Here is a 25,659-nt window from a genome sequence, read left to right as displayed (position 1 = left end):
GCTTTTGTTGCGCAATGTAGCTCTATTTTTGTGGGCTTAATCGCGTTAGCATGAGGCAGCACTCATTTATCCCGGGGACCCTATGGCTATCAAACTTATTGCTATCGACATGGACGGCACGCTGTTGCTGCCAGACCACACTATTTCTCCAGCCGTTAAAAACGCGATTGCCGCTGCGCGCGCAAAAGGCGTAAATGTGGTACTGACCACTGGTCGTCCGTATGCGGGCGTGCACAGCTACCTGAAAGAACTGCACATGAATCAGCCGGGCGATTACTGCATTACCTATAACGGTGCGCTGGTACAGAAGGCGGCGGATGGCAGCACGGTGGCGCAAACCGCGCTGAACTATGACGATTACCTGTTCCTGGAAAAACTGTCCCGCGAGGTCGGTTCCCATTTCCACGCGCTCGATCGCAATACGCTCTATACCGCTAACCGTGATATCAGCTATTACACCGTACATGAATCCTATGTCGCGACGATCCCACTGGTGTTCTGCGAAGCTGAGAAAATGGATCCGGGCACCCAGTTCCTGAAAGTGATGATGATTGATGAGCCTGACATCCTGGATAAAGCGATTGCGCGCATTCCGGCTGAGGTAAAAGAGAAATACACCGTGCTGAAAAGTGCGCCGTACTTCCTCGAAATCCTGGATAAACGCGTAAATAAAGGCACCGGTGTGAAATCGCTGGCAGATACGCTGGGCATCAAACCGGACGAGATCATGGCGCTGGGCGATCAGGAAAACGACATTGCGATGATTGAATATGCGGGCATGGGTGTGGCAATGGACAATGCGATCCCGTCGGTTAAAGACGTGGCCAATTTCGTGACCAAATCTAACCTCGAAGACGGCGTCGCCTACGCGATCGAGAAATTTGTTCTGCAGTAACAGCGTTTCACGCTCATCAGCCTCGGTTATCAACCGGGGCTTTTTTTTGCGCTGAATTTATCGAATTGTTCTTTTTGTGATCTTGATTGTAGTACAACATTAATTGATTGTACTACATTACAGCCACGGTAATGACGAAAGGCGTCACGTTTGTACTGCAAAAGTGAGGCGAAATTCAGCGGTCGAGGTAAAGTAGTCCTGAACATACAGAGCATAAGGACTCTCCATGACTCTCAATAAAACCGATCGCATCGTCATCACGCTGGGCACCCAGATCGTGGGTGGAAAGTACGTTCCCGGTTCACCGCTGCCTGCTGAGGCAGAGCTGTGTGAGGAGTTTGAAACCTCGCGCAACATCATTCGGGAAGTGTTTCGCTCGCTCATGGCAAAGCGGCTGATTGAAATGAAGCGCTACCGCGGCGCCTTTGTCGCCCCGCGTAATCAGTGGAACTACCTCGACACCGATGTCCTGCAGTGGGTGCTGGAAAACGACTACGACCCAAGGCTGATTGGCGCGATGAGTGAGGTACGAAACCTGGTAGAGCCGGCCATCGCCCGTTGGGCTGCGGAACGTGCAACGTCAGGAGACCTGGCTCAGATTGAGTCCGCCCTGAACGACATGATTGCCAATAACCAGAACCGGGATGCGTTCAACGAAGCGGACATCCGCTATCACGAAGCGGTGCTGCAGTCGGTTCATAACCCGGTATTACAGCAGCTTAGCGTTGCCATCAGCTCGCTACAGCGCGCGGTATTTGAACGAACCTGGATGGGCGATGAGGCCAACATGCCAAAAACGCTCCAGGAACATAAAGCGCTGTTCGATGCTATCCGGCATCAGGACGGCGATGCGGCAGAGCAGGCGGCACTCACGATGATCGCCAGCTCGACACGAAGGTTGAAGGAAATCACATGACATCTCGCTACATCGCTATTGACTGGGGATCGACCAATCTGCGCGCCTGGCTGTATCAGGGCGAGCAGTGCCTGGAAAGCAGGCAATCAGAAGCAGGCGTGACGCGCCTGAACGGTAAATCCCCCGAGGCGGTGTTAGCAGAGGTGACACACAACTGGCGCGAGGGCGCCACGCCGGTGGTCATGGCGGGCATGGTGGGCAGTAACGTGGGCTGGAAGATCGCGCCTTATCTGCCCGTACCTGCCGCGTTCGCTGCCATTGGCGAGCAGTTAACGTCCGTTGGTGACAATATCTGGATTATTCCAGGATTGTGCGTTTCCCGGAACGATAACCACAATGTGATGCGCGGCGAAGAGACCCAGCTCCTTGGCGCGCGCACGCTCTCTCCTTCTTCTGTCTACGTCATGCCCGGCACGCACTGTAAATGGGTGCAGGCCGACGCTGAGCACATCCACGATTTTCGCACCGTGATGACCGGTGAGCTGCACCACTTGCTGCTGACGCACTCGCTGGTGGGCGCGGGGTTGCCGGAGCAGGACGCTTCGCCCGAGGCCTTTGCCGCCGGGCTGGAGCGGGGTATCGCCAGCCCTGCCGTTTTGCCGCAACTTTTTGAAGTTCGCGCTTCGCATGTACTGGGCACGCTTCCCCGTACGCAGGTCAGCGAATTTTTATCGGGCCTGTTGATTGGCGCGGAAGTCGCCAGCCTGAGCGAGCAGTTCGCCGGGCAACAGACCATCACCCTCGTCGCGGGTTCATCGCTGACCTCTCGCTACCGCCAGGCGTTCAATGCCATCGGGCGGGATGTGGCGGCGGTAGAAGGCGACACGGCATTTCAGGCAGGAATAAGGAGCATAGCTCATGCAGTGGCAAACTAATCTTCCCCTCATCGCTATCCTGCGCGGCGTCACGCCCGACGAGGTATTAGCGCACGTAGGCGCAGCGATCGACGCCGGTTTTGACGCCGTGGAAATACCGCTTAATTCCCCAGAGTGGGAAAAGAGCATCCCGGCGGTCGTGGACGCGTTTGGTGATAAGGCGCTGATTGGCGCTGGCACCGTTCTGCAACCGGAGCAGGTGGACCAGCTTGCGCAGATGGGCTGCAGGCTGATTGTGACGCCGAATATTCACCCTGAGGTGATCCGTCGCGCAGTGGGCTACGGCATGACCGTCTGCCCGGGATGCGCAACGGCAACAGAAGCGTTTGCGGCTCTCGATGCGGGCGCGCAGTCGCTCAAAATTTTCCCGTCATCGGCTTTTGGTCCGGCCTATATCAGCGCGCTGAAAGCGGTATTGCCCGCCAGCGTACCGGTCTTTGCCGTGGGGGGCGTGACGCCAGAAAACCTGGCGCAGTGGATCAACGCAGGTTGTGTCGGGGCGGGTCTGGGCAGCGATCTCTATCGCGCCGGGCAATCCGTCGAACGTACCGCACAGCAGGCGGCCGCATTTGTGAAAGCGTATCGAGAGGCAGTGAAATGAAAATAACCAAACTCACCACGTACCGTTTACCGCCGCGTTGGCTGTTCCTGAAAATCGAAACCGATGAAGGCGTGGTCGGCTGGGGCGAACCGGTCATTGAAGGGCGTGCACGTACCGTGGAAGCGGCGGTGCATGAGCTGGGCGAGTACCTGACAGGACAAGATCCTGCCCGCATCAACGACCTGTGGCAGGTGATGTACCGCGCGGGGTTCTACCGGGGCGGACCGGTTCTGATGAGCGCCATCGCCGGTATCGACCAGGCGTTATGGGATATCAAAGGCAAAGTGCTGAATGCCCCGGTCTGGCAGCTGATGGGCGGCCTGGTGCGCGACAAAATCAAAGCCTACAGCTGGGTGGGCGGCGACCGTCCCGCGGAAGTGATCGACGGTATCAGGCAGCTGCGCAATATTGGTTTTGACACCTTTAAACTGAACGGCTGCGAAGAGATGGGTGTCATCGACAACTCACGGGCGGTAGACCGCGCGGTAAATACCGTGGCGCAGATCCGTGAAGCGTTCGGTAACGAGATTGAGTTTGGCCTGGACTTCCACGGTCGCGTCAGCGCGCCGATGGCCAAAGTGCTGATTAAAGAGCTGGAGCCGTACCGTCCGCTGTTTATCGAAGAGCCGGTGTTGGCCGAGCAGGCGGAGTACTACCCGAAACTGGCCGCACAGACGCATATCCCGATTGCCGCCGGTGAGCGCATGTTCTCGCGCTTCGAGTTCAAACGCGTGCTGGAAGCTGGCGGCCTGGCGATATTGCAGCCGGATCTGTCGCATGCCGGCGGCATCACGGAATGCTACAAAATCGCCGGGATGGCGGAAGCCTACGACGTGGCGCTGGCACCGCATTGTCCGCTGGGGCCGATCGCACTGGCAGCCTGTCTGCACGTCGACTTTGTCTCGCGTAACGCGGTGTTCCAGGAACAGAGCATGGGCATTCACTATAACAAGGGCGCGGAACTGCTCGACTTTGTGAAAAACAAAGATGATTTCAGCATGGAAGGCGGTTTCTTTAAACCGTTAACGAAGCCGGGCCTTGGCGTGGATATCGACGAAGCCAAAGTCATTGAGCTGAGTAAAAACGCGCCGGACTGGCGCAACCCGTTATGGCGTCATGAAGATGGCTCTGTCGCTGAGTGGTAATTCAGCCAAAGCACATCGCCACTAAAAAGTAATTTCAACAATAACAAACACACCCTCTGTAAATTACAGGGCATGGTGAGCGGCTTCGCTATGCCCAAAATCTGGAGACAGATTGCGATGGATATTCCTGTTACTGCTGCAAAAACCGGGCGTCGGCGCTACCTGACGCTGGTCATGATTTTTATTACTGTGGTCATCTGTTACGTTGACCGCGCCAACCTTGCCGTGGCTTCAGCCCATATTCAGGAGGAGTTTGGGATCAGCAAAGCGGAAATGGGCTACGTCTTTTCGGCGTTTGCCTGGCTGTATACGCTGTGCCAGATCCCCGGCGGCTGGTTCCTTGACCGCGTCGGCTCGCGCCTGACCTATTTCATTGCCATCTTCGGCTGGTCGGTGGCGACCCTGTTCCAGGGCTTTGCCACCGGGCTGATGTCGCTGATTGGCCTGCGTGCGATCACCGGGATTTTCGAAGCCCCGGCGTTTCCGACCAATAACCGCATGGTGACCAGCTGGTTCCCGGAGCATGAACGCGCCTCGGCCGTTGGGTTCTACACCTCCGGGCAGTTTGTCGGCCTGGCGTTCCTGACGCCGCTGCTGATCTGGATCCAGGAACTGCTGAGCTGGCACTGGGTCTTTATTGTGACCGGGGGGATCGGCATTATCTGGTCGTTGATCTGGTTCAAGGTCTATCAACCGCCGCGTCTCACCAAAAGTATCAGCAACGCTGAACTGGACTATATCCGCGACGGTGGCGGTCTGGTGGATGGCGATGCGCCGGTGAAAAAAGAGGCGCGTCAGCCGCTGACCAAAGCCGACTGGAAGCTGGTTTTCCACCGCAAGCTGGTGGGGGTTTATCTGGGGCAGTTCGCGGTGACCTCCACGCTGTGGTTCTTCCTGACCTGGTTCCCGAACTATCTGACCCAGGAAAAAGGCATCACCGCGCTGAAGGCGGGCTTTATGACCACCGTACCGTTCCTGGCGGCCTTCTTTGGTGTGCTGCTTTCCGGCTGGCTGGCGGACAGGCTGGTGAAAAAAGGGTTCTCGCTGGGTGTCGCGCGTAAAACGCCTATTATCTGCGGGCTGCTGATCTCCACCTGCATCATGGGTGCAAACTACACCAACGATCCGGTCTGGATTATGACGCTGATGGCGATTGCGTTCTTCGGTAACGGTTTTGCCTCCATCACCTGGTCGCTGGTCTCCTCGCTGGCCCCGATGCGCCTGATTGGTCTGACCGGTGGCGTGTTCAACTTTGTCGGCGGCCTGGGGGGGATCACGGTTCCGCTGGTCATCGGTTATCTGGCTCAGGACTATGGCTTTGGCCCGGCACTGATCTATATCTCCGCGGTGGCCTTGCTCGGTGCGCTCTCCTACATCCTGCTGGTGGGTGACGTCAAACGTGTAGGCTAATTCCCCGCAATGTTTTACCCTGATGCGATAACTGCGCATCAGGGTAACGCCATGAAACAAATCACCTTCGCCTCCCGTCATCACCAGCTTACCAATATCAATACCTGGACGCCGGACAGCCAGTGGCTGGCCTACGATGTGCGTCCGTCCGGCGCATCGTTTACCGGTGAAACTATTGAGCGGGTCAATGTTATTACGGGTGACGTCGAGGTGATCTATCGCGCCAGTCACGGTGCGCATGTTGGCGTGGTGACCGTTCATCCGCAGCAGGACAAATATGTCTTTATCCACGGCCCGGAAAACCCGGATGCAGACTGGCACTACGATTTTCATCATCGTCAGGGCGTGGTTGTACACAACGGTCAGGTGAGTAACCTGGATGCCATGGATATCACGCCGCCTTATACCGCAGGCGCGCTGCGTGGCGGCAGCCACGTGCACGTTTTTAGCCCTGACGGACAGTTCGTGAGCTTTACCTACAACGACCATGTATTGCATGAGCGTGACCCGAAGCTCGATTTACGCAACGTCGGCGTCGCAGCGCCTTTTGGCCCGGTGACGCCGCAAGGGACGCATCCACGTGAATATTCCGGCACCTTCTGGAGCGTGCTGGTGAGCCGCACGACGCCCGCGCCTCAGCCCGGCAGCGATGAGATCAACCGAGCCTATGAAGAGGGCTGGGTGGGCAATGACAGGCTGGCGTTTATCGGCGATACCGTGTCTGCGACAGGCGAGAAAGTGCCAGAACTGTTTATTGTGGATCTGCCCAACGACGAGCAGGGATGGAAACGCGCGGGCGATGCGCCGCTGCAGGGAACTCCTGAGACGCTGCCTGCGCCCCCGGCGGGTGTCATGCAGCGCCGGCTGACCTTTACCCACCAGCGGGCATTCCCGGGGCTGGTAAACGTGCCGCGTCACTGGGTGCGCTGCAACCCGCAGGGGACGCAGATTGCGTTTCTGATGCGTGATGATAAGGGCATTGTGCAGCTGTGGCTTATCGCTCCAGAAGGCGGCGAACCACGCCAGTTGACGCATAACGAAAGTGACATTCAGTCGGCATTTACCTGGCACCCAGCCGGTCACTGTCTGGGATTTGTGCTGGAAGAGCGGATTGCCTGCTGTGATGCGCAAACCGGAGAGGTGACGTTTTTGACGTCCGATCACGGCAATCCACCGTCTGGTGATGCGGTCGTGTTTTCCCCGGACGGGCGTTTTATTGCATGGATGGAAGAGACAGAAGGTTTCCGTCAGCTTTGGCTAACGGAAACCGGGCAGCGTTAACGCGTTGGCGTTAAGCGGGTGGAATGACGGAATTGGTGGCCAGATTTTGCTGCTCGCTTTTCTCTACCCGCGAGCGCACGGAGCTGTCCTTACGGAACATATCCCACGGCAGCAAAAGCGTATCGGCCACAGCCGTAAACGGCATATCCAGGATGACCAGGGATTTTGTGCCCCAGTTGGTATCGTCATCGGAGATCATCTCAGCGCTGGCACGCGTCCCCGGATATGTTCCTTCTTTACCGCCGGTGTGAGACATCACGCTCGAACACCCGCAAAGTAAAACAACCCCGCTGAACGTCGTCAGCTTTATCAGAACATTTTTCATCATCACTCAGTCATCGTTAATGGCACTGCATAAACCTGCAACTCAGGGTTATAGCGAGCCTCGTTCAAAATGGATAGCCCGATAACCCCGCACTGTGGCAGCCATCGCAATTTAACCCTTTGTGCTGTTGTCCCAGTCTAAGCGAGATGCACGAAAGTGCAAAAAAAAGTGCGCCCGCTGCGCTTGAAAAGACCGGTTCCAGACCCATTTTAAGAATGTAACCCGATAACGAACACGCCTGCGGGGTGTTCAGGGGCACACTGGCCTGTCCATGGTGGAAGGCTACAATTTCTCGCTGATTTCAGGAGCTTTTATTTATGCGTAACTTCGATCTTTCCCCGCTATACCGTTCTGCAATTGGTTTTGACCGCCTGTTTAACCATTTAGAAAATAACCAAAGCCAGAGCAACGGCTACCCTCCATACAATGTTGAACTGGTTGATGAAAATCACTACCGCATCGCCATTGCCGTCGCCGGTTTTGCAGAGAACGAACTGGAGATCACCGCGCAGGACAACCTGCTGGTGGTGAAAGGTTCACATACGGCTGAGCAGAAAGAACGTACCTACCTTTATCAGGGTATCGCAGAGCGCAACTTTGAACGCAAGTTCCAGTTAGCCGAGAACATTCACGTGAAAGGCGCGAACCTGGTCAACGGCCTGCTGTTTATCGAACTGGAACGTGTGATTCCGGAAGAGAAAAAACCGCGCCGTATCGAGATCAACTGATTATGCGGGTCGCGCGAGCGGCCCACCCAGAATTGCTTGCCGTAATGGGAGCATATGTGAATCCATGAGGATTTGCAGGAACAACTGCGCACAAAAATAAACTGTGCCGAACTCGCTTCTCAGAAGGAGATTTAGTATGCGTAACTACGATTTATCCCCCCTGCTGCGTCAGTGGATTGGTTTTGACAAACTGGCTAATGCCCTGCAAAGCACCACCGAGCAACAGACGTTTCCGCCGTACAACATCGAAAAAAGCGATGACAACCACTATCGCATCACCCTTGCGCTGGCCGGGTTCCGCCAGGACGATCTGGATATTCAGCTCGAAGGCACGCGCCTGACCGTGAAAGGTACGCCGGAAAAACAAGAAACCGAGACCAAATGGCTGCACCAGGGCCTGGTTAATCAGCCGTTTAGCCTGAGCTTTACTCTGGCTGACCATATGGAAGTGTCCGGCGCGACATTTACCAACGGGCTGCTGCATATCGACCTGACCCGCAACGTGCCGGAAGCCATTGCACCGCAGCGTATCGCCATTAGCGAGCGTCCTGCGCTGAACAGTTAAACCTCTGCGGGTTGTTGCCTCTCCCACAGGGAGAGGATGAAAAGATAACGCCCTGCCCCGGCAGGGCTTTTTTGTGCGCCATCGCCCATACAACCGCGTGCGGCTCTGAGAGAATCCGTAGCATAACTAAGGTTATGCACAGGAAGTGGATCATGAGTGATATCGCGTTAACCGTTAGCGTGTTGGCCCTGGTCGCAGTGGTGGGTCTGTGGATTGGCAATGTTAAAATCCGCGGCGTCGGATTTGGGATAGGCGGGGTGCTGTTCGGCGGGATTTTTGTCGGCCATTTCGCCGACCAGCTTGGGCTGGTGCTCAGCGCCGAAATGCTCCATTTCATCCAGGAATTCGGTCTGATCCTCTTCGTCTACACCATCGGTATTCAGGTGGGGCCTGGCTTTTTCGCTTCCCTTCGGGTCTCCGGATTACGGCTGAACCTGTTTGCCTTCGGCATTGTGGTGATGGGAGGGCTGGTCACCGCCATTCTGCATAAGCTCTTCGATATTCCGCTGCCGGTGGTGCTGGGTATTTTCTCCGGGGCGGTCACCAATACGCCTGCACTGGGTGCAGGGCAGCAAATTTTGCGCGACCTTGGCATCTCTCCCGGTATTGTCGACCAGATGGGGATGAGCTACGCCATGGCCTATCCGTTTGGGATTTGCGGCATTCTGCTCTCCATGTGGCTGGTGCGGGTACTCTTTCGCATTAACGTCGAAAACGAGGCGAAAGACCACGAAACTACGCTCACCAACGGCCATATGCCGATCAAAACCATCAACATTCGCGTCGATAACCCCAACCTCAACAATATGGCGATTCAGGATGTGCCGATCCTGAACAGCGCCAATATTATCTGCTCGCGCCTTAAACGTGACGATATGCTGATGGTACCCGCGCCCGGGACCATTATTCAGCAGGGTGACCTGCTGCACCTGGTCGGACAGCCCGGGGATTTAAACAACGCGCGGCTGGTGATTGGTCAGGAGGTGGAGACCTCGCTTTCCACGCGCGGCACCGATATGCGCGTAGAGCGCGTCGTGGTGACCAACGAGCACGTACTTGGCAAGAAAATACGCGATTTGCAGGTGAAAGAGCGCTATGACGTCGTGATCTCCCGTCTTAACCGTGCTGGGGTGGAACTGGTCGCCAGCCCGGAAGCCAGCCTGCAGTTCGGCGATATCCTGAACCTGGTCGGACGCCCGTCATCCATTGATGCGGTAGCGGACATGGTGGGTAACGCCCAGCAAAAACTGCAGCAGGTGCAAATGTTGCCGGTCTTTATCGGTATCGGGCTGGGGGTGCTGCTTGGCTCCATTCCGCTGTATGTCCCGGGTTTTCCGGTCGCGCTCAAGCTGGGCCTGGCGGGTGGACCGCTGATTATGGCGCTGATCCTCGGGCGTATCGGCTGTATCGGTAAGCTCTACTGGTTTATGCCGCCGAGCGCCAACCTGGCGCTGCGCGAGCTGGGAATTGTGCTGTTTCTGGCGGTGGTCGGCCTGAAATCCGGGGGCGATTTTATCGATACCCTGGTGAAGGGCGAGGGGATGAGCTGGGTCGGCTACGGGATATTTATCACGGCGATTCCGCTCCTGACGATGGGGATCCTGGCGCGGATGTTCGCCAAAATGAACTATCTGACGCTCTGCGGCATGCTCGCCGGATCAATGACTGACCCACCCGCACTGGCCTTTGCCAACAACCTGCACGCCACCAGCGGCGCGGCGGCGCTGTCATACGCCACGGTCTACCCGCTGGTGATGTTCCTGCGCATTATTACCCCGCAGCTACTGGCGGTGCTGTTCTGGGGGATGAGTTAGCAGGTCTTCCGGGTGGATGCGCCGCAGATGGTAGTCCACCTGGTAATCACGGGTATTACGGAACATCACGGAATAATTGAGAAATTCGCCGCTGTCGCTGTAGGAGAGAGACGTTATCCGCAGCAGCGGCGTCTGTTCCGGCAGGTTCAGGTAACCGGCGAGCTGTTTATCTGCCAGCACCGGCGTCAGGCTCTCGTAGTTGCCGCTGATGGTTATTCCGCACTCCTTCTCGATGTAATCAAACTTCGACCCCTCCAGATGTGCCAGTGAAAGCGTGCGGAACAGCTTCACGGGCATAAAGCTGTCCTCCAGCATCAGGGGTTTTCCGTCGACATAACGCACCCGGCGCGAGAAGTAGATACGCTCATCCACCTGAATGCGGAGCTGGCTGGCGATAGCGGGCGGAGCGGGCATCACTTCGAACTGTAGCACCTTGCTCTGCACCTCTTTTCCCTGCTGGCGCAGCACCTCCACCAGCCCGGTCAGATTGGTGGTTTCGTGGTGGACATCTTTACGCGCCACGAATGTCCCGCTACCGTGTCGGCGTTCAACCAGCCCCCAGTTCACCAGCAGATCCAGCGCCTTTCGAATGGTCATCCGCGCCACGCCAAACTCCTGCGCCAGCGCTTTCTCACCCGGCAGCGGACTCCCGATATTGTAGTCCGACGAATTCAGCCGCAGCCGCAACCTGTCAGCGATAGATTTGTAGATCACCAGTAGACCTCTCTGCCCGTATTAACGCGTGGATTGCGTCCTGACATGTCCATATTAACAACGAAAAGTAGACCTGACTGGTCAAAATAAAACCATGAATGCGATCACGAATCGCAGCGGCACGTCATGTTCGCCCATGGGTAAATTCTTATGCTCACTTCAGGCCCAGCAAAAAATCATAAAGGCCTCTACCCACTACAGGTTGTTACGTGAGGATTTAAAAATGCTCAGTCAAATACAACGTTTTGGCGGCGCCATGTTTACCCCGGTGTTGTTATTTCCCTTTGCCGGGATCGTGGTCGGGATCGCCATCATGCTTCGCAACCCGCTGTTTGTGGGCGAGGCCTTAACCGCCCCCGATAATCTGTTCGCGCAAATTGTTCACATCATTGAAGAGGGCGGCTGGGCGGTGTTTCGCAATATGCCGCTGATTTTTGCCGTGGGTTTACCGATTGGTCTGGCGAAGCAGGCGCAGGGCCGCGCCTGCCTGGCGGTGCTGATCAGTTTTCTGACCTGGAACTACTTTATCAATGCGATGGGGATGACATGGGGTCATTTCTTTGGCGTCAACTTCGCCGCTGAGCCCACTGCCGGCAGCGGACTGGCCATGATTGCCGGTATCAAAACGCTCGATACCAGCATCATTGGGGCGATTGTGATTTCGGGGATTGTCACCGCCATCCACAACCGCTATTTCGACAAGCAGTTGCCTGTTTTTCTGGGGATTTTTCAGGGCACCTCGTTTGTCGTTATCCTCGCGTTCTTTGTGATGATCCCCTGCGCCTGGCTGACGCTGCTGGGCTGGCCGAAAGTGCAGCTGGGCATTGAGTCCCTGCAGGCCTTTTTACGCTCTGCCGGTGCGCTGGGGGTGTGGGTTTATACCTTCCTGGAACGCATTCTGATCCCTACCGGATTACACCACTTTGTCTATGGTCCGTTTATCTTTGGCCCGGCAGCGGTCGAGGGCGGCATCCAGGTTTATTGGGCGCAGCATCTTCAGGAATTTAGCCAAAGCACGCTGCCGCTGAAAACCCTGTTCCCGGAAGGCGGTTTTGCGCTTCACGGCAACGCCAAAGTGTTTGGCTCTGTCGGGATTGCGCTGGCGCTCTGGTATACCGCATCACCGGAAAACCGCGTCAAAGTGGCAGGCCTGCTGATCCCGGCCACGCTGACCGCCGTGCTGGTGGGCATTACCGAGCCGCTGGAATTCACCTTCCTGTTCATTTCGCCGCTGCTGTTTGCCGTCCACGCCGTTCTGGCTGCCACGATGGCGACGGTGATGTACATCTTCGGCGTCGTGGGCAACATGGGCGGCGGACTGCTGGACCAGTTCCTGCCGCAAAACTGGATCCCCATGTTCCACAACCACGCCTCGACGGTATTCACCCAGATGGGTATCGGTCTTTGCTTCACCGGCCTCTATTTCGTGGTCTTCAAAACGCTGATTGAACGGCTGAACCTTAAAACCCCGGGCCGTGAAGAGAGCGAAGTCAAACTTTACAGCAAGGCGGATTATAAAGCGGCGCGCGGGCAAACCACCGCACCGGCTGCCGCCAGCCAGCAGGTTGGGCAAGCCGCCGGATTCCTGCAGGCGCTGGGCGGCGCGGCCAATATCGAAAGCATTAATAACTGCGCCACCCGCTTACGTATCGCGCTGGTCGACATGGCGCAAACCCAACGCGACGACGTCTTTAAGGCCCTGGGCGCACACGGCGTGGTGCGACGCGGCAACGGCATTCAGGTGATTGTTGGACTGCACGTTCCTCAGGTGCGAGACCAGCTTGAATCGCTGATGAAAACCCCTTCAACAAACGAACAAACTACCCTGACAGAGGCTATATCATGAAAAAATTCTCAGTTGTCATTGCAGGCGGCGGCAGTACCTTCACGCCGGGGATCGTCCTGATGCTGTTAGCCAACCGCGACCGTTTTCCGCTGCGCGCGCTGAAATTCTATGACAACGACGGCGCGCGTCAGGAGACCATCGCCGAGGCGTGCAAGATCATCCTTAAAGAGCAGGCTCCGGAGATTGAGTTTAGCTACACCACCGATCCTGCAGCGGCCTTTACCGACGTCGATTTTGTGATGGCACATATCCGCGTGGGGAAATACCCGATGCGTGAAAAAGACGAGAAAATCCCCCTGCGTCACGGTGTGCTGGGTCAGGAGACCTGCGGACCCGGCGGGATCGCCTACGGCATGCGCTCTATTGGCGGCGTGCTGGAGCTGGTCGATTACATGACGCAATACTCCCCGAATGCGTGGATGCTGAACTACTCCAACCCGGCGGCCATCGTGGCTGAAGCGACCCGTCGCCTGCGACCCAACGCCAAAATCCTCAACATCTGCGATATGCCCATCGGCATTGAAGGGCGTATGGCGCAGATAGTCGGCCTTAAAGACCGTAAAGAGATGCGCGTGCGTTACTACGGGCTGAACCACTTCGGATGGTGGACATCCATTGAAGATGCAAACGGCAATGATTTAATGCCGAAACTGCGCGAATATGTCGCGAAAAACGGCTATGTACCGCCCTCTGATAATGCCCATACCGAAGCCAGCTGGAACGACACGTTCGCGAAGGCAAAAGATGTGCAGGCGCTGGATCCGGACACCATGCCAAACACCTATCTGAAATATTACCTGTTCCCGGACTACGTGGTCGCGCACTCCAATCCGGAACGCACGCGCGCTAACGAGGTGATGGATCACCGTGAGAAGCATGTGTTCAGCGCCTGCCGGGCGATTATCGAAGCCGGTGTATCGTCCGCCGGGGAGCTGGAAATCGACGAACATGCGTCGTACATCGTCGATCTGGCGACTGCGATTGCCTTCAACACTCAGGAGCGCATGCTGCTGATTGTGCCCAACAACGGTGCCATTCATAACTTTGATGCCGACGCGATGGTAGAAATTCCGTGCCTGGTCGGTCATAACGGGCCGGAGCCGTTAACGGTGGGCGACATTCCACACTTCCAGAAAGGGTTGATGAGCCAACAGGTAGCGGTGGAAAAACTGGTAGTGGATGCCTGGGAGCAGCGCTCGTACCAGAAATTGTGGCAGGCGATTACGCTGTCGAAAACGGTGCCGAGCGCCTCCGTTGCGAAAGCGATTCTGGATGACCTGATCGAGGCCAACAAAGCGTACTGGCCAGCGCTGCATTAATCGTCCTGACCGGCATCGCCCGATGCCGGTCTCCTTGTCCTTGTCGATTTACGCTATGCTGGAACCTGCCTGTAGCAGACAAGGAATCTTCATGAAAATTTCCCGCCTCGGTGAAGCCCCTGACTACCGCTTCTCGCTGGCTAACGAGCGTACGTTCCTCGCATGGATCCGCACCGCGTTGGGCTTTCTCGCCGCGGGTGTGGGGCTTGACCAGCTCGCGCCTGATTTTGCCACGCCGCTGATCCGCGAAGTGCTGGCGTTGCTGCTGTGCCTGTTTGCCGGTGTGCTGGCCATTTACGGCTACCTGCGTTGGCTGCGTAACGAAAAGGCGATGCGGCTCAAGCAGGATCTTCCCTATACGCGTGGGTTACTCATCATCAGCATGATTTTGCTGGCGGTAGCGGGCGTGGTGATGGTGCTGGTGTTGTATGGTGGATAACCGCAAAGCGCGACGCGAAGCCGACCCCGGCCTGCAGCCGGAGCGGACGTCGCTGGCCTGGCTGCGTACGTTACTGGGGTATGGCGCGCTGATTGCCCTCGCCATCAAGCACAACGGGCATCGCACAGGCGTGCCATTCTGGATCTCACTGGTCGTGCTGGCGCTTGTGGCGATCGTTTTGTGGCGCTATACCCGCAGTCGCAACGTAATGGATGTGACGCAGGACGATTTTGTACAGCCGAAGGCGGTGCGCGATAAGTTCCTGATCGCCCTCGCGGTACTGTCGTTGTCACTGCTGTTTGCGGTCACCCATCTGCAGTTTATTTTTTCCCTTTAGCCAGGTACTTCGCCATCTCGTCTTCCGGCACCATTCCGCCGCCGGTTGCCCAGACCAGATGGGTCGCGTTCGCGGATGCGACAGGAACACGCAGCGGCCCGGCCATGCCCGCCAGCGCCGACGGCTCAAGGCGAATGCCTTCTTCCTGCGCCAGCCAGCCGAGCATGTCGTACATGCTTTGATCGGAAAGGGTATAGAACCCGTCAAGCAGCCGCTCCATCGCCCGGCCCACAAAGCCAGACGCGCGTCCAACCGCCAGCCCGTCGGCGGCCGTCACGTTGTCGATACCCAGATCCTGCACGGCGATGGCATCATGTAGCCCGGTGTAGACCCCCAGCAGCATGCACGGGGAGTGCGTCGGCTCGGCGAAGAAACAGTGTACGTTATCGCCAAAGGCCAGCTTCAGGCCAAACGCCACGCCGCCAGGACCGCCACCGACGCCACAAGGCAAATAGACGTACAGCGGATGTTCTGCATCCACCACGCGGCCCTGCGCGGCAAACTGCGCTTTTAGCCGCTCGCCTGCCACCGCATAGCCGAGGAACAGCGTGCGGGAGTTCTCATCGTCGATAAAGAAACAGTTCGGATCGCTCTCCGCGGCCTTACGTCCTTGCTCCACCGCCACGCCGTAATCCTGCTCATATTCAACGACGATAACACCGTGGCTACGCAGTTTGGCTTTTTTCCACTCACGGGCATCGGCAGACATGTGCACCGTAACCTGAAAGCCGATGCGCGCGCTCATGATGCCAATGGACATCCCGAGGTTGCCGGTGGATCCCACCGCGATACTGTACTGGCTGAAGAACGCTTTAAAACGCGGTTCCAGCAGGATGCTGTAATCGTCTTCGACGCTCAGTAACCCTGCTTCCAGCGCCAGTTTTTCGGCGTGAGTCAGCACTTCATAGATGCCCCCGCGCGCTTTGATGGAGCCAGAGATAGGCAGATGACTGTCTTTTTTCAGCAGCAGCGTGCCGGGAATGGCCACCCCCGATTCGTTCTCCAGCCTTTTCTGCATCGCCGGGATAGCCACCAGCTCGGACTCGATAATCCCCTGCGTGGCCGCCGTTTCGGGGAACGCTTTTGCCAGATACGGCGCAAAGCGGTTAAGGCGTGCATGCGCATCGTCCACATCGGCTTTGCTCAGACCGACATACGGCAACCCTTCAGCAAGCGAGGTGGTGCGCGGGTTTAGCCAGGTGGTCTCTTTCAGGGCAATCAGATCCTCAATCAGAGGGAACTGTGCGGTTAAGGTGCTGATAGTTGCGTTTTCCATAGTACGTCTCTTCGCGCTCAGATAATGAAAGAAAGCAGGAATGTGCTGCCAAGTGCAAGTACCGAGGCGATAAACGTCGCCGTCGTATAGTACTTCAGGGTCTCGTTCAGGCTGGCACCGCAGTACTGCTTCACCAGCCAGAAGAGGGAATCGGTCACGATCGTGCAGCCAATGGCACCGGAACCGATGGCAATGGTGATGATCTCCGGACTGACGTTAGGATAGAGCGGCAGCATGGGGGCGACGATGGCGGTTGCGCCCATCATCGCCACCGTGGCCGACCCCACCGCCGCGTGCAGAACCAGCGCCACCAGCCACGCGAGCAGGATCGGGTGCATATTCAGGTTCGACAGAATGTGCGCCAGGGTATCGGCCAGGCCGCTGGTTTTGAGGATGGCGTTAAACGCGCCGCCCGCGCCGATAATCAACAGAATGTTGGCGATGGCGCCAAAGCCATGCTCGGTATGGGTCAGCATCGTACCCATCCCCATATGCTGGCGCAGCCCCAGCAGGTAATAGGCGACGAACACGGCGATGAACATGGCGGTGATCGGGTTACCGATAAATTCCAGCAGCGTATACAGCGTGCCTTCTCTTGCCATATTCAGCTCGGCGAGGGTCTTCACCAGCATCAGGCCAATGGGCAGCAGCACGGTAAACAGCGTGGCTCCCAGCGAGGGCAGCGTATGTTCTTCACGAACGTTGAGGTCAGAAAATTCAGCCGGGACGGCTTTGAAGGGCAGGCGATCGCCCAGCAATTTCAGGAACAGCGGGCCGCCAACCAGCGAGGCCAGCAGGCCAACCATCAGACCGTAGACGATAACCGTCCCCACGTCCGCCCCCAGCTTATTCGTGACAAACAGGGCAGCCGGGTGCGGCGGAACCACGCAGTGCACCGCCATCAGCGCGGTACAGAGGGGAATGGCCAGCTTCAGCAGCGAGGTATGGGTCTTTTTGGCGATGGAGAAGGCCAGCGGGATCAGCAGGACGACGCCGACTTCAACAAACAGCGTAATGCCGCAGATAAGCCCCACCAGTACCATGATGACATCGGCTGACAGCCAGCGGCAACGCTGAAGCGCTATCCCAATGCGTTCTGCCGCACCGGACACCTCCATCATCTTGCCGAGGATGGTGCCAAGCCCGATCACCGCCGCCAGGAAGCCGAGCGTGCCGCCAATACCGCTTTCAATGGCATTCACCATGTCCAGCGGGCGCATTCCCATCATGGCACCGACAAAAAAGCTCGCCAGCAGCAGCGCCAGGAACGGGTGAAACTTCAGTTTTACGATAGTTAATACGATTAACGCGATGCTGATGAGCAGCGTCGCCACAACCCAGACCTGAGCACCCATATCTCACCTCACCCTTATGTTATTTACGGGTATTGGACGAAAAATCAGCGGGTGCTGACAAACGATATAAATTGCCTTTCAGGTGAGCCAGATTGGATCAAACGCGTGACTGGACTCAAAAAAGCGCACTTAATGCGTGTTTGGTTCACATAAATTCAACTTTGAGCGATATCCTGAGCAGCAAAAGTCCGTGTGAGAAGTGCGATGAATGACGCAAATGAAGGTCGAAACCGGCTGTTAAACGGCTGGCAGCTGTCAAAAATGTATACGTTTGAAGTGGCCGCCCGCCACGAGTCCTTCGCGCTGGCGGCGGAGGAGCTGTCGCTCAGCCCCAGTGCGGTGAGCCACCGTATCAACCTGCTGGAAGAGGAGTTAGGGATAGCGCTGTTTGTCCGCTCCCACCGTAAAGTGGAGCTGACGCAGGAGGGTAAACGCGTCTACTGGACGCTGAAATCGTCGCTGGATACGTTGAACCAGGAGATCCTGGATATCAAGAACCAGGCGCTGTCCGGCACGTTGACGGTTTACTCTCGCCCGTCGATTGCCCAGTGCTGGCTAGTGCCTATGCTCGGGGATTTCACCCGGCGTTATCCCGCGATCTCGCTGACCATCCTGACCGGCAATGAAAACGTCAATATGCAGCGAACCGGTATCGATCTGGCGCTCTATTTCGACGATACGCCGCCAGCCAATTTGACGCATCACTTCCTGATGGACGAGGCGATTTTACCCGTCTGCTCGCCGGCGTATGCCCGGGAACATGACCTGCTGAAAAATCCCGCCCACCTCAGCCACTGTACGCTCCTGCACGATCGCCAGGCCTGGAGTAACGATTCCGGTACCGACGAATGGCTCAGCTGGGCGGCGCATTTTGCAGTGAACATGCCATCATCATCAGGCATTGGCTTCGATCGTTCTGATTTAGCGATTGTCGCGGCAATGAACCATGTCGGGGTCGCGATGGGGCGAAAACGGCTGGTACAAAAGCGGCTCGAACGCGGTGAGTTGATTGCACCGTTTGGGGAGAAAACGCTTAAATGCCATCAGCATTACTACATGTCGACCCTGCCAGGACGACAGTGGCCGAAAATTGATGCCTTTATTAGCTGGCTGAGAGAACTGGCTGGCTGAAGAATTATTACGCTTTGGCGCTACACCAAATGTGAAAAAGCGTGCTAAATACAGGTAATGCTTTTGATTTCTCGCAAGGTACACCGTGTTAAAGCCTTTGATTGCCACTGCGTTACTGTTCTCTTCCGGCTGGGTGATTGCCGCTGAGCCACCGCTGACGGCTGCGCTTTATGCGCAAAAGCTGGGCGTGGGGATGGACGTAGACTGGGCGCGCACCGAGCGCGGCATTCGGGAGTTCGATCCGCTGGTGGTTCGCGATTTTCGTGCGAAGGGTATCAGCCATGTGCGTATCCGCGTGGCCGATGAACCGACGGAAGCGCGGCTGATTCATCTGCGTAAGCTGGTGGAAGCCTGCGAGCAATACGGGGTGATCCCGATTATCGCTTATCAGGCCGATGAATATAAAAACGACCCGAAAGCCGAGACGGAAAAAGAGGTGATTAACTGGTGGATTGCCGTGGCGCACTACTTCGGCCAAAGCTATCCCCTGCTGGGTTTTGACCTGATTTATGAACCCGCGGACAAGCTCAACCATAACGCCGCGTCGCTTAACCGGGTTTACGAGAAAACCGTCAAAGACATTCATGCAATTGATGCTAATCGCATGATCTTCATCGCGCCACGTCTGCGGGCTGCGCCAGAGGATCTCTCCAGCCTGAAACTCCCGGCGCACAGCCAAAATTATCTGCTGGCGGAGTGGCACATTTTCCCGTGGGGTCCGCTAAAGAGTAACGGTAAATATCCGTGGACGTCCGGGACGGTGGCGGAGAAAGCGGCTATCCATAATCGCATTGCGACCGCGCTGCACTGGCAGCAAAAAACCGGTCACGTCAGCTGGGTGGGCGGCTGGGGCGTGGGTGAATCAAATCACTTCACCCCAACCGCATCGCAAATGGCGTTTGCCTCGTTTATGGCCTGCGAACTGCAAAAGGCCAAAGTTCCCTACGCTATCAACGCGGATATTCAGTTTTACGACGGGGAAGAGGGCGCCTGGCGTCCTGCGCCAGAGCCGCTGCTGCAGGCCATGATCGCGCCTGTTTGTGAAAAGCCCGGCGAGAAGCCAGGCCATCATGCGGTTAAACCGGCTGCTCGTGATGGGGAACACGCGACGCCAGCGGCAGCCAGCATAGTAAAATCAGCAGGCCCATCAGCGTCATCAGCAAACCCAGACTAGCCTGGCCAGTTTGCGGCATCATCGCCGAGAGCCAGGCCAGCGCGCCGGAACCGATGTTCTGCAGTCCCCCCACCAGTGCGCCCGCCGTGCCTGCGAGGAACGGGAACGGCTCCATTGCGCCGCTGGTGGCGAGCGGGAACAGCATCCCCGCGCCGAAGAAGAACAGCGCCGCCGGGATCAGCAGCGTCCAGACGGTCATCACGCCAAACAGCCCCGGGATCCACATCATCAGACCTGCCAGCAGGCAGCTGATCACCGACTGCCACATCAGCGTTGAGAAACGCTTGTTCTGACGGCCGGCAAACCAGGCACCAAAGAACGCGGCCGGGATGGGCAGAATAAACAGGATACTGACCACCATGCTGCTCAGGCCAAGCCCGGCACCCAGCAGCACGCCGGAGCAGGCTTCAAACACGGCAATACCCGCCAGGCCACCAACCAGCATCAGCAGATAACAGGTAAACGCGCCGTTGCCGAACAGCGTTTTATAGCTGGTGATAAGGCGGGTGCGTGGCGCGTCCGTTGGCCGGGTTTCCGGCATCCACCGCGCCATGCTGAAGGTCACAATTACGCACAGCACCAGCAGGAAAGCGTAGCAGGCACGCCAGGACCACATCGTATCGAGCAGGCCACCAATCAGCGGCGCCAGCAGCGGGCTAACCAGAATTCCCATATTTAACAAACTGTTGGCATGGCGGAGTTGGGTGCCCTGATAGAGATCGCGTGGCAGGGTTCGCGCCATCACCCCTCCGACGCCGGTGCCGACACCCTGCAGGGCGCTGGCGGCAATCAATATGGTCAGGTTATGGGTGGTAATGGCAATCACCGTCGCCACCATGAAAATGGACATACCCACCAGAATCACCGGGCGACGCCCGACGCGATCAGACAGCGGTCCATAGAACAGCTGCGAAACGCCGTAGGTCAGCAGATAAGCTGCCATTACGCTCTGTACTGCGCCCTCGCGGACGTTAAGTTCCTTTGCCATATCGGCGATCGCCGGAATGTAGATGGTTTGCGCCATCTGACCGACGGCCACCAGTAACACCAGCATCAACAATAAGTTAACGTTCCTGTGTTTTTTCATGTCGCTGAATACTTTTGCCAAAAGAGAGAAATAAAGAATAAGTGACTACGCATTCCCATAAATGCGCGAGGAATCTACCACAGAGAGATGACAAATTAAGCATTCCTGTGATGAATGTCAGAAGGGGTAAAGGCAGGATTTGTAAACAAGATCGGCAACTAATGTTGCCAGTGATTTATGCCAGGCGCAGCAGGATCGCCCCGCCCGCAATTCCCACTGCGGCCGCGATACGCAGTCCCGCAACCTTCTCTTTTAACAGCACAAATGCGATCAGCGCCCCGAAGAGGATGGATGTTTCACGCAGGGCGGCGACCACGGCCAGCGGAGCCTGGGTCATCGCCCAGAGCGCCAGGCCGTAAGAGCCCATGGTGCCGATCCCCCCGAGCAGCCCTTTTTTCCAGTGCGTACGCAGGTATCTGGAAGCTTCGCGTCGGCGTGCTATCATCGCCCAGAAGAGCAGGCAGAAACCATTCATAAAGAAGGTCCAAAGCGTATAGCCCAGCGCGGTGTCTGATAACCGCACGCCGGTGCCGTCGACCAGCGTATATCCGGCGATAAAGCAGGCGTTGAGCAGTGCAAGCCAGACCCCCTTACGCGACGTCATGCGGCCGTTCATGGCCATAGCCAGAATCGACAGGCAGATCACGGCGATGCCGGACCACGCGAGCCATGACAGGCTATCTCCCAGCACCAGCACGCTTATCAATGCCACCAGCAGCGGTGCCGTACCGCGCATCAGCGGATAGGTCTGGCTCATATCGGAGACCTGGTAGGTCTTTGCAACCAGCACCGTGTACACCACCTGCAGCGCGCAGGAGACCCCTAAAAACGGCCAGCTGGCAGCAGACGGCTGTGGGGAGAAGGGCAATAATACCAGGGCGATAAACGCGGCGGAACCGCTAACGCTGATTGCTGAATAGAGCTTGTCTGTACCGGCTTTAACAATAGCGTTCCAGCTGGCATGCAGCAGTGCGGCGAACAGTAAAATGCAGAAGACGGTAATGGTCATGGCGTATCTGGCGGTGAATTGTCACTCAACTGTAACATTCACAACCTGATGCTGCCAGCCGGTCACACCGCGCAAAACAGACGGTGTGTGACCCGTGGTTCATCCGAGACCAGCGTAAAGCCCGCCTGATGATAAAACCCGTATGCAGCGTCCGGCGCGTGGGTATTGAGAAAATCAAACCAGATGCTGGCATCGGCCATTACCACAGTCAGAAGCTGCTTACCAATGCCCAGCCCGCGGCACTTCTCGCTGACGTAGAGATGACGAATGCGGCCGGCGCGCGGCTGCTGGCTAAAGGGATCGCGGTTAAGACCGCATACGCCCACCAGCTTGCCGTTCAAAAAGGCGCCCAGCAGCTTTTCGCCCGGTGCGTTAAAACGGTTTTCACCGCGCTGCCAGTTCTCTTCCAGCCGGCGCAGCATGTTGAAATTCGATGCGATACTTTCGGCCTTTAAGGCGATATAGCCAGGTTCTTCTGGCGTGACAGGCTCAATTAACAGACGCGACATAGCATTCCCTCGTTATTAAAGAGGGGCGGTTGCCCGCCCCTCTCAGGTGCGACTTGAACCTGAATCACCGAAGGTATTTCAGGACAGCATCAAGTAGTTGCAATACAGCAACAATGAGTTTGAGGATAAGTATCACCATATCCACTACGCTCATACGCGTCTCCTTTTGGTTAAAAGGAGCACGATGCTGGCGTACCTTTCCGCCGCCTGTGACCAGCACCTGGATTGACGTAACACAGTGTGCTCACTTCAGGGGGTTAAGGCACTGACGGCACCACCCGTTTCAGCCAGGACTTCGTTGCGCCGGTAGAACTGCGGCCCCCTCGCTCACTGCGAACACCCTCAGTATAGATAAATACTGTATGCATGAACAGTATTTTTTGGACAAAATTCAGAAGGCGGTCCATACTCAAAAACGTCAAAATCCGTGCCCGAATTGCGCGTTCGTCTTCGATCGCGTATACTTTTTGCGTTGACGTAACACAGTGTGTTCTGCGGCGACCAACCGCAAAACCTCTGAAAAAAAACCTCGTTCAGGCGAGGTTTTTTGTTTTCTGCACGCAACAAACGAAACGTGATCTTCGACGCATTTTTGCGCAGATGAAAATATTTCCATTGTCATGCCCGAAAAGCTGTGTTTGTATAAATTCTATCAATAGATTCCAAACACAGGTCCCCAATGACAGCATCCATGTTCACCTCGACCCTACTAGCAACTGCGCAACCAGCCGCAGTGGTCGTCGTGCGTGTGGTGGTGGTCGTCGGCAATGCGCCGTAGGGACTGGATCAACACACGAATCCAAAACCCCGCCGGCGCAAACCGGGCGGGGTTTTTCGTTTAAGGACCCTCCCCGGAAAGTCGGCTCAGAAGAAAAGGACTGGAGCATGGCAAGTTCGGGCACAACATCCACCAAAACGCGTTTCACGGGCGCACAGTTAATCGTTCATTTGCTGGAACGACAGGGCATCACCACGGTTGCGGGGATCCCGGGCGGCACGGTGCTGCCGCTGTATGATGCGTTAAGCCAAAGCACGCAGATTCGTCACGTTCTGGCGCGTCACGAACAGGGCGCGGGTTTCATCGCTCAGGGCATGGCGCGTACGCAGGGCAAACCCGCGGTCTGTATGGCCTGCAGTGGCCCGGGTGCGACTAACCTGGTCACCGCTATCGCCGACGCGCGCCTGGACTCAATTCCACTGATCTGCATCACCGGCCAGGTGCCGTCCTCCATGATCGGTACCGATGCGTTTCAGGAAGTGGATACCTACGGCATCTCTATCCCCATCACTAAACATAACTATTTAGTTCGCGATATCGCCGAGCTTCCTCAGGTTATCAGCGATGCGTTTCGTATTGCGCAATCCGGCCGTCCCGGCCCGGTGTGGATAGACATTCCTAAGGATGTTCAGACCGCAGAGATCGAGATTGACGTGCTGCCGGAGCCGGGTGAACGTGCGCCAGCGCCGCAGTTCAGCGCAGAGAGCGTGCAGGCTGCAGCGGCGATGATTAACGCCGCCAGACGCCCGGTGCTTTATCTGGGTGGCGGGGCGATTAATGCCTCCGACGCGGTACGCCAGCTCGCAGAGAAAGCCAGCCTGCCCACCACCATGACCCTGATGGCGCTGGGTATGTTGCCAAAAGCGCACCCGCTGTCGCTGGGTATGCTGGGGATGCACGGCGCGCGCAGCACGAACTACATTCTGCAAGAAGCGGATTTGCTGATTGTTCTGGGTGCACGTTTTGATGACCGGGCGATTGGCAAGACCGAGCAGTTCTGCCCGAACGCCAAAATCATTCATGTGGATATCGACCGTGCCGAGCTGGGTAAAATCAAGCAACCGCACGTGGCGATTCAGGGTGATGTTGCCGAGGTGCTGGCGCAGTTGATTCCGCAAACGGACGCTTCCGATCGCGCCGACTGGCGTCAGCTGGTTGCCGATCTGCAAAAAGAGTTCCCGGGCGCTATCCCAACCGAGGGGGACCCGCTGAGCCATTACGGGCTGATTAACGCCGTGGCCGCCTGCGTTGATGACAGCGCGATTATCACCACCGACGTGGGCCAGCACCAGATGTGGACCGCCCAGGCCTACCCGCTGAACCGTCCGCGTCAGTGGCTGACCTCGGGTGGGCTGGGGACCATGGGCTTTGGCCTGCCGGCGGCAGTGGGCGCGGCGCTGGCCAACCCCGATCGCAAGGTGATCTGCTTCTCCGGTGACGGTAGCCTGATGATGAACATTCAGGAAATGGCGACGGCAGCCGAAAACCAGTTAGACGTGAAAATCATCCTGATGAACAACCAGGCGCTGGGGCTGGTGCACCAGCAGCAGAGTCTGTTCTATACGCAGGGCGTGTTTGCCGCGACCTATCCAGGCACGATTAACTTTATGCAGATTGCCGCCGGTTTTGGCCTGCATACCTGTGATTTGAACGCCGAAGCGGACCCTCATGCGGCGTTGCAGGCGGCGATTTCTCGTCCTGGCCCGGCGCTGATCCACGTGCGTATCGATCCTGAACAAAAAGTGTACCCGATGGTGCCGCCAGGTGCGGCAAATACTGAGATGGTGGGGGAATAAGCCATGCAGAAACAACATGATAACGTCATTCTGGAACTCACCGTCCGCAACCACCCTGGCGTGATGACGCACGTCTGTGGGCTCTTTGCCCGCCGCGCGTTTAACGTGGAAGGTATCCTCTGTCTGCCCATTCAGGGCAGCGAGCACAGCCGCATCTGGCTACTGGTGAATGACGATCAGCGTCTGGAGCAGATGATTGCGCAGATCGACAAGCTGGAAGATGTCGAGAAAGTGGTGCGCAACCAGTCCGATCCCACCATGTTTAACAAAATTGCGGTGTTCTTCGAGTAAATAGCGCAAAGCTTGAACCCCCACGCGCTTATCGTTAAGGTAA

At 56.9% G+C, this 25,659-nt stretch carries 27 protein-coding genes and 1 other annotated feature; of the genes, 19 read left to right on the top strand and 8 right to left on the bottom strand.

All coding sequences use genetic code 11. From position 1 onward, the window contains the following. The first annotated feature begins 82 nt into the window (after positions 1-82). The 7 genes from yidA to AAIR21_RS11500 all read left to right on the top strand — a co-directional run bounded on the left by yidA (position 83) and on the right by AAIR21_RS11500 (position 7,123). The gene (gene yidA, locus AAIR21_RS11530) at positions 83-895 is read left to right on the top strand and encodes a sugar-phosphatase (RefSeq protein ID WP_020882751.1); all 813 of its coding nucleotides are present in this window, start codon (positions 83-85) and stop codon (positions 893-895) included. A gap of 226 nt (positions 896-1,121) precedes the next feature. Further along, positions 1,122-1,811 carry a D-galactonate utilization transcriptional regulator DgoR gene (gene dgoR / locus AAIR21_RS11525; protein ID WP_006177594.1) on the top strand — a complete coding sequence of 230 codons (690 nt, stop codon included), beginning with the start codon at positions 1,122-1,124 and terminating at the stop codon, positions 1,809-1,811. After that, positions 1,808-2,686: a 2-dehydro-3-deoxygalactonokinase gene (locus tag AAIR21_RS11520; RefSeq protein WP_073397497.1), complete on the top strand. Its 879-nt coding sequence runs from the start codon at positions 1,808-1,810 to the stop codon at positions 2,684-2,686. Before dgoR ends, AAIR21_RS11520 begins: the two co-directional genes overlap by 4 nt. Next, positions 2,670-3,287, top strand: coding sequence for a 2-dehydro-3-deoxy-6-phosphogalactonate aldolase (locus AAIR21_RS11515; RefSeq protein WP_014167963.1), 618 nt, complete (start codon positions 2,670-2,672; stop codon positions 3,285-3,287). Before AAIR21_RS11520 ends, AAIR21_RS11515 begins: the two co-directional genes overlap by 17 nt. After that, on the top strand, positions 3,284-4,432 hold the full coding sequence (gene dgoD / locus AAIR21_RS11510) for a galactonate dehydratase (protein ID WP_032680044.1): 1,149 nt from the start codon (positions 3,284-3,286) through the stop codon (positions 4,430-4,432). The genes AAIR21_RS11515 and dgoD overlap by 4 nt, the downstream gene beginning before the upstream one ends. Positions 4,433-4,504: 72 nt before the next feature. Then, positions 4,505-5,842: an MFS transporter gene (locus AAIR21_RS11505; RefSeq protein ID WP_078775102.1), complete on the top strand. Its 1,338-nt coding sequence runs from the start codon at positions 4,505-4,507 to the stop codon at positions 5,840-5,842. A 51-nt stretch (positions 5,843-5,893) separates the two neighbouring features. After that, complete coding sequence (locus AAIR21_RS11500) at positions 5,894-7,123, top strand: DUF3748 domain-containing protein (protein WP_073397608.1); 1,230 nt, start codon at positions 5,894-5,896, stop codon at positions 7,121-7,123. Between the two features lie 10 nt (positions 7,124-7,133). Here the strand turns inward: AAIR21_RS11500 and AAIR21_RS11495 are convergent, their stop codons facing one another. Further along, positions 7,134-7,451 (bottom strand): YceK/YidQ family lipoprotein, encoded by a 318-nt coding sequence (locus AAIR21_RS11495; protein WP_025202651.1) that lies wholly within the window; start codon positions 7,449-7,451, stop codon positions 7,134-7,136. Between the two features lie 248 nt (positions 7,452-7,699). Then, positions 7,700-7,772: a sequence feature (ROSE (Repression Of Heat Shock gene Expression) occurs in the 5'-region of heat shock genes and acts as an RNA thermometer to modulate expression.), on the top strand. Here AAIR21_RS11495 and ibpA point away from each other — a divergent pair. The 3 genes from ibpA (at position 7,766) to AAIR21_RS11480 (ending at position 10,555) form a co-directional block, all read left to right on the top strand. After that, positions 7,766-8,176, top strand: a complete 411-nt coding sequence (gene ibpA, locus AAIR21_RS11490) for a small heat shock chaperone IbpA (protein WP_008500162.1) — start codon at positions 7,766-7,768, stop codon at positions 8,174-8,176. Its footprint overlaps the feature before it by 7 nt. Positions 8,177-8,312: 136 nt before the next feature. Next, positions 8,313-8,741, top strand: coding sequence for a small heat shock chaperone IbpB (ibpB, locus tag AAIR21_RS11485; protein ID WP_025202652.1), 429 nt, complete (start codon positions 8,313-8,315; stop codon positions 8,739-8,741). 152 nt (positions 8,742-8,893) lie between these two features. Further along, positions 8,894-10,555: a putative transporter gene (locus AAIR21_RS11480; RefSeq protein ID WP_020882744.1), complete on the top strand. Its 1,662-nt coding sequence runs from the start codon at positions 8,894-8,896 to the stop codon at positions 10,553-10,555. Here the strand turns inward: AAIR21_RS11480 and AAIR21_RS11475 are convergent. Further along, positions 10,523-11,269: a GntR family transcriptional regulator gene (locus AAIR21_RS11475; protein WP_047742691.1), complete on the bottom strand. Its 747-nt coding sequence runs from the start codon at positions 11,267-11,269 to the stop codon at positions 10,523-10,525. The two genes, AAIR21_RS11480 and AAIR21_RS11475, sit on opposite strands and share 33 nt — an antisense overlap. Before the next feature lie 223 nt (positions 11,270-11,492). Between AAIR21_RS11475 and AAIR21_RS11470 the strand changes: the two genes are divergently transcribed. From AAIR21_RS11470 to AAIR21_RS11455, 4 genes are all read left to right on the top strand, one after another. Continuing rightward, positions 11,493-13,115, top strand: coding sequence for an alpha-glucoside-specific PTS transporter subunit IIBC (locus tag AAIR21_RS11470; protein ID WP_183516831.1), 1,623 nt, complete (start codon positions 11,493-11,495; stop codon positions 13,113-13,115). Further along, complete coding sequence (locus AAIR21_RS11465) at positions 13,112-14,434, top strand: 6-phospho-alpha-glucosidase (RefSeq protein WP_044858014.1); 1,323 nt, start codon at positions 13,112-13,114, stop codon at positions 14,432-14,434. The genes AAIR21_RS11470 and AAIR21_RS11465 overlap by 4 nt, the downstream gene beginning before the upstream one ends. A gap of 91 nt (positions 14,435-14,525) precedes the next feature. Then, a complete protein-coding gene (locus tag AAIR21_RS11460) occupies positions 14,526-14,873 on the top strand; it encodes a YidH family protein (protein ID WP_020882741.1) in 348 nt (115 codons plus the stop codon). Beyond that, on the top strand, positions 14,863-15,210 hold the full coding sequence (locus tag AAIR21_RS11455) for a DUF202 domain-containing protein (protein ID WP_434681020.1): 348 nt from the start codon (positions 14,863-14,865) through the stop codon (positions 15,208-15,210). The genes AAIR21_RS11460 and AAIR21_RS11455 overlap by 11 nt, the downstream gene beginning before the upstream one ends. On the opposite strand, the gene dsdA is transcribed toward AAIR21_RS11455, so the two are convergent. Continuing rightward, positions 15,194-16,486, bottom strand: coding sequence for a D-serine ammonia-lyase (gene dsdA, locus AAIR21_RS11450; RefSeq protein ID WP_032680040.1), 1,293 nt, complete (start codon positions 16,484-16,486; stop codon positions 15,194-15,196). The two genes, AAIR21_RS11455 and dsdA, sit on opposite strands and share 17 nt — an antisense overlap. Before the next feature lie 17 nt (positions 16,487-16,503). Beyond that, on the bottom strand, positions 16,504-17,841 hold the full coding sequence (gene dsdX, locus AAIR21_RS11445) for a D-serine transporter DsdX (RefSeq protein WP_014167979.1): 1,338 nt from the start codon (positions 17,839-17,841) through the stop codon (positions 16,504-16,506). Between the two features lie 204 nt (positions 17,842-18,045). On the opposite strand from dsdX, the gene dsdC reads away from it, so the two are divergent. Beyond that, complete coding sequence (gene dsdC, locus AAIR21_RS11440; RefSeq protein WP_025206531.1) at positions 18,046-18,972, top strand: DNA-binding transcriptional regulator DsdC; 927 nt, start codon at positions 18,046-18,048, stop codon at positions 18,970-18,972. Positions 18,973-19,057: 85 nt separating this feature from the next. Next, complete coding sequence (locus tag AAIR21_RS11435; RefSeq protein WP_183516832.1) at positions 19,058-20,146, top strand: cellulase family glycosylhydrolase; 1,089 nt, start codon at positions 19,058-19,060, stop codon at positions 20,144-20,146. Here the strand turns inward: AAIR21_RS11435 and emrD are convergent. The 4 genes from emrD to tisB all read right to left on the bottom strand — a co-directional run bounded on the left by emrD (position 20,049) and on the right by tisB (position 22,905). After that, positions 20,049-21,233: a multidrug efflux MFS transporter EmrD gene (gene emrD, locus AAIR21_RS11430; RefSeq protein ID WP_020882737.1), complete on the bottom strand. Its 1,185-nt coding sequence runs from the start codon at positions 21,231-21,233 to the stop codon at positions 20,049-20,051. The two genes, AAIR21_RS11435 and emrD, sit on opposite strands and share 98 nt — an antisense overlap. A gap of 175 nt (positions 21,234-21,408) precedes the next feature. Beyond that, positions 21,409-22,242 (bottom strand): EamA family transporter, encoded by an 834-nt coding sequence (locus AAIR21_RS11425; protein WP_183516833.1) that lies wholly within the window; start codon positions 22,240-22,242, stop codon positions 21,409-21,411. Positions 22,243-22,304: 62 nt separating this feature from the next. Further along, positions 22,305-22,751 (bottom strand): GNAT family N-acetyltransferase, encoded by a 447-nt coding sequence (locus AAIR21_RS11420; RefSeq protein WP_014167984.1) that lies wholly within the window; start codon positions 22,749-22,751, stop codon positions 22,305-22,307. Between the two features lie 64 nt (positions 22,752-22,815). Further along, positions 22,816-22,905 carry a type I toxin-antitoxin system toxin TisB gene (tisB, locus tag AAIR21_RS11415; protein ID WP_020684667.1) on the bottom strand — a complete coding sequence of 30 codons (90 nt, stop codon included), beginning with the start codon at positions 22,903-22,905 and terminating at the stop codon, positions 22,816-22,818. A 525-nt stretch (positions 22,906-23,430) separates the two neighbouring features. Between tisB and ivbL the strand changes: the two genes are divergently transcribed. From ivbL to ilvN, 3 genes are all read left to right on the top strand, one after another. Continuing rightward, on the top strand, positions 23,431-23,529 hold the full coding sequence (gene ivbL / locus AAIR21_RS11410; RefSeq protein WP_071605430.1) for an ilvB operon leader peptide IvbL: 99 nt from the start codon (positions 23,431-23,433) through the stop codon (positions 23,527-23,529). A 107-nt stretch (positions 23,530-23,636) separates the two neighbouring features. Then, a complete protein-coding gene (gene ilvB, locus AAIR21_RS11405) occupies positions 23,637-25,325 on the top strand; it encodes an acetolactate synthase large subunit (protein ID WP_020882735.1) in 1,689 nt (562 codons plus the stop codon). Between the two features lie 3 nt (positions 25,326-25,328). Then, positions 25,329-25,616, top strand: a complete 288-nt coding sequence (gene ilvN / locus AAIR21_RS11400; protein WP_014167986.1) for an acetolactate synthase small subunit — start codon at positions 25,329-25,331, stop codon at positions 25,614-25,616. The last annotated feature ends 43 nt before the right edge of the window (positions 25,617-25,659 follow it).

The sequence above is a fragment of the Enterobacter sp. PTB genome (assembly GCF_051130085.1).
GTDB classification, from domain to species: domain Bacteria; phylum Pseudomonadota; class Gammaproteobacteria; order Enterobacterales; family Enterobacteriaceae; genus Enterobacter; species Enterobacter ludwigii.
Note: the sequence above shows the minus strand (reverse complement) of the source record. Positions and strands in the feature narration are given on the sequence as shown.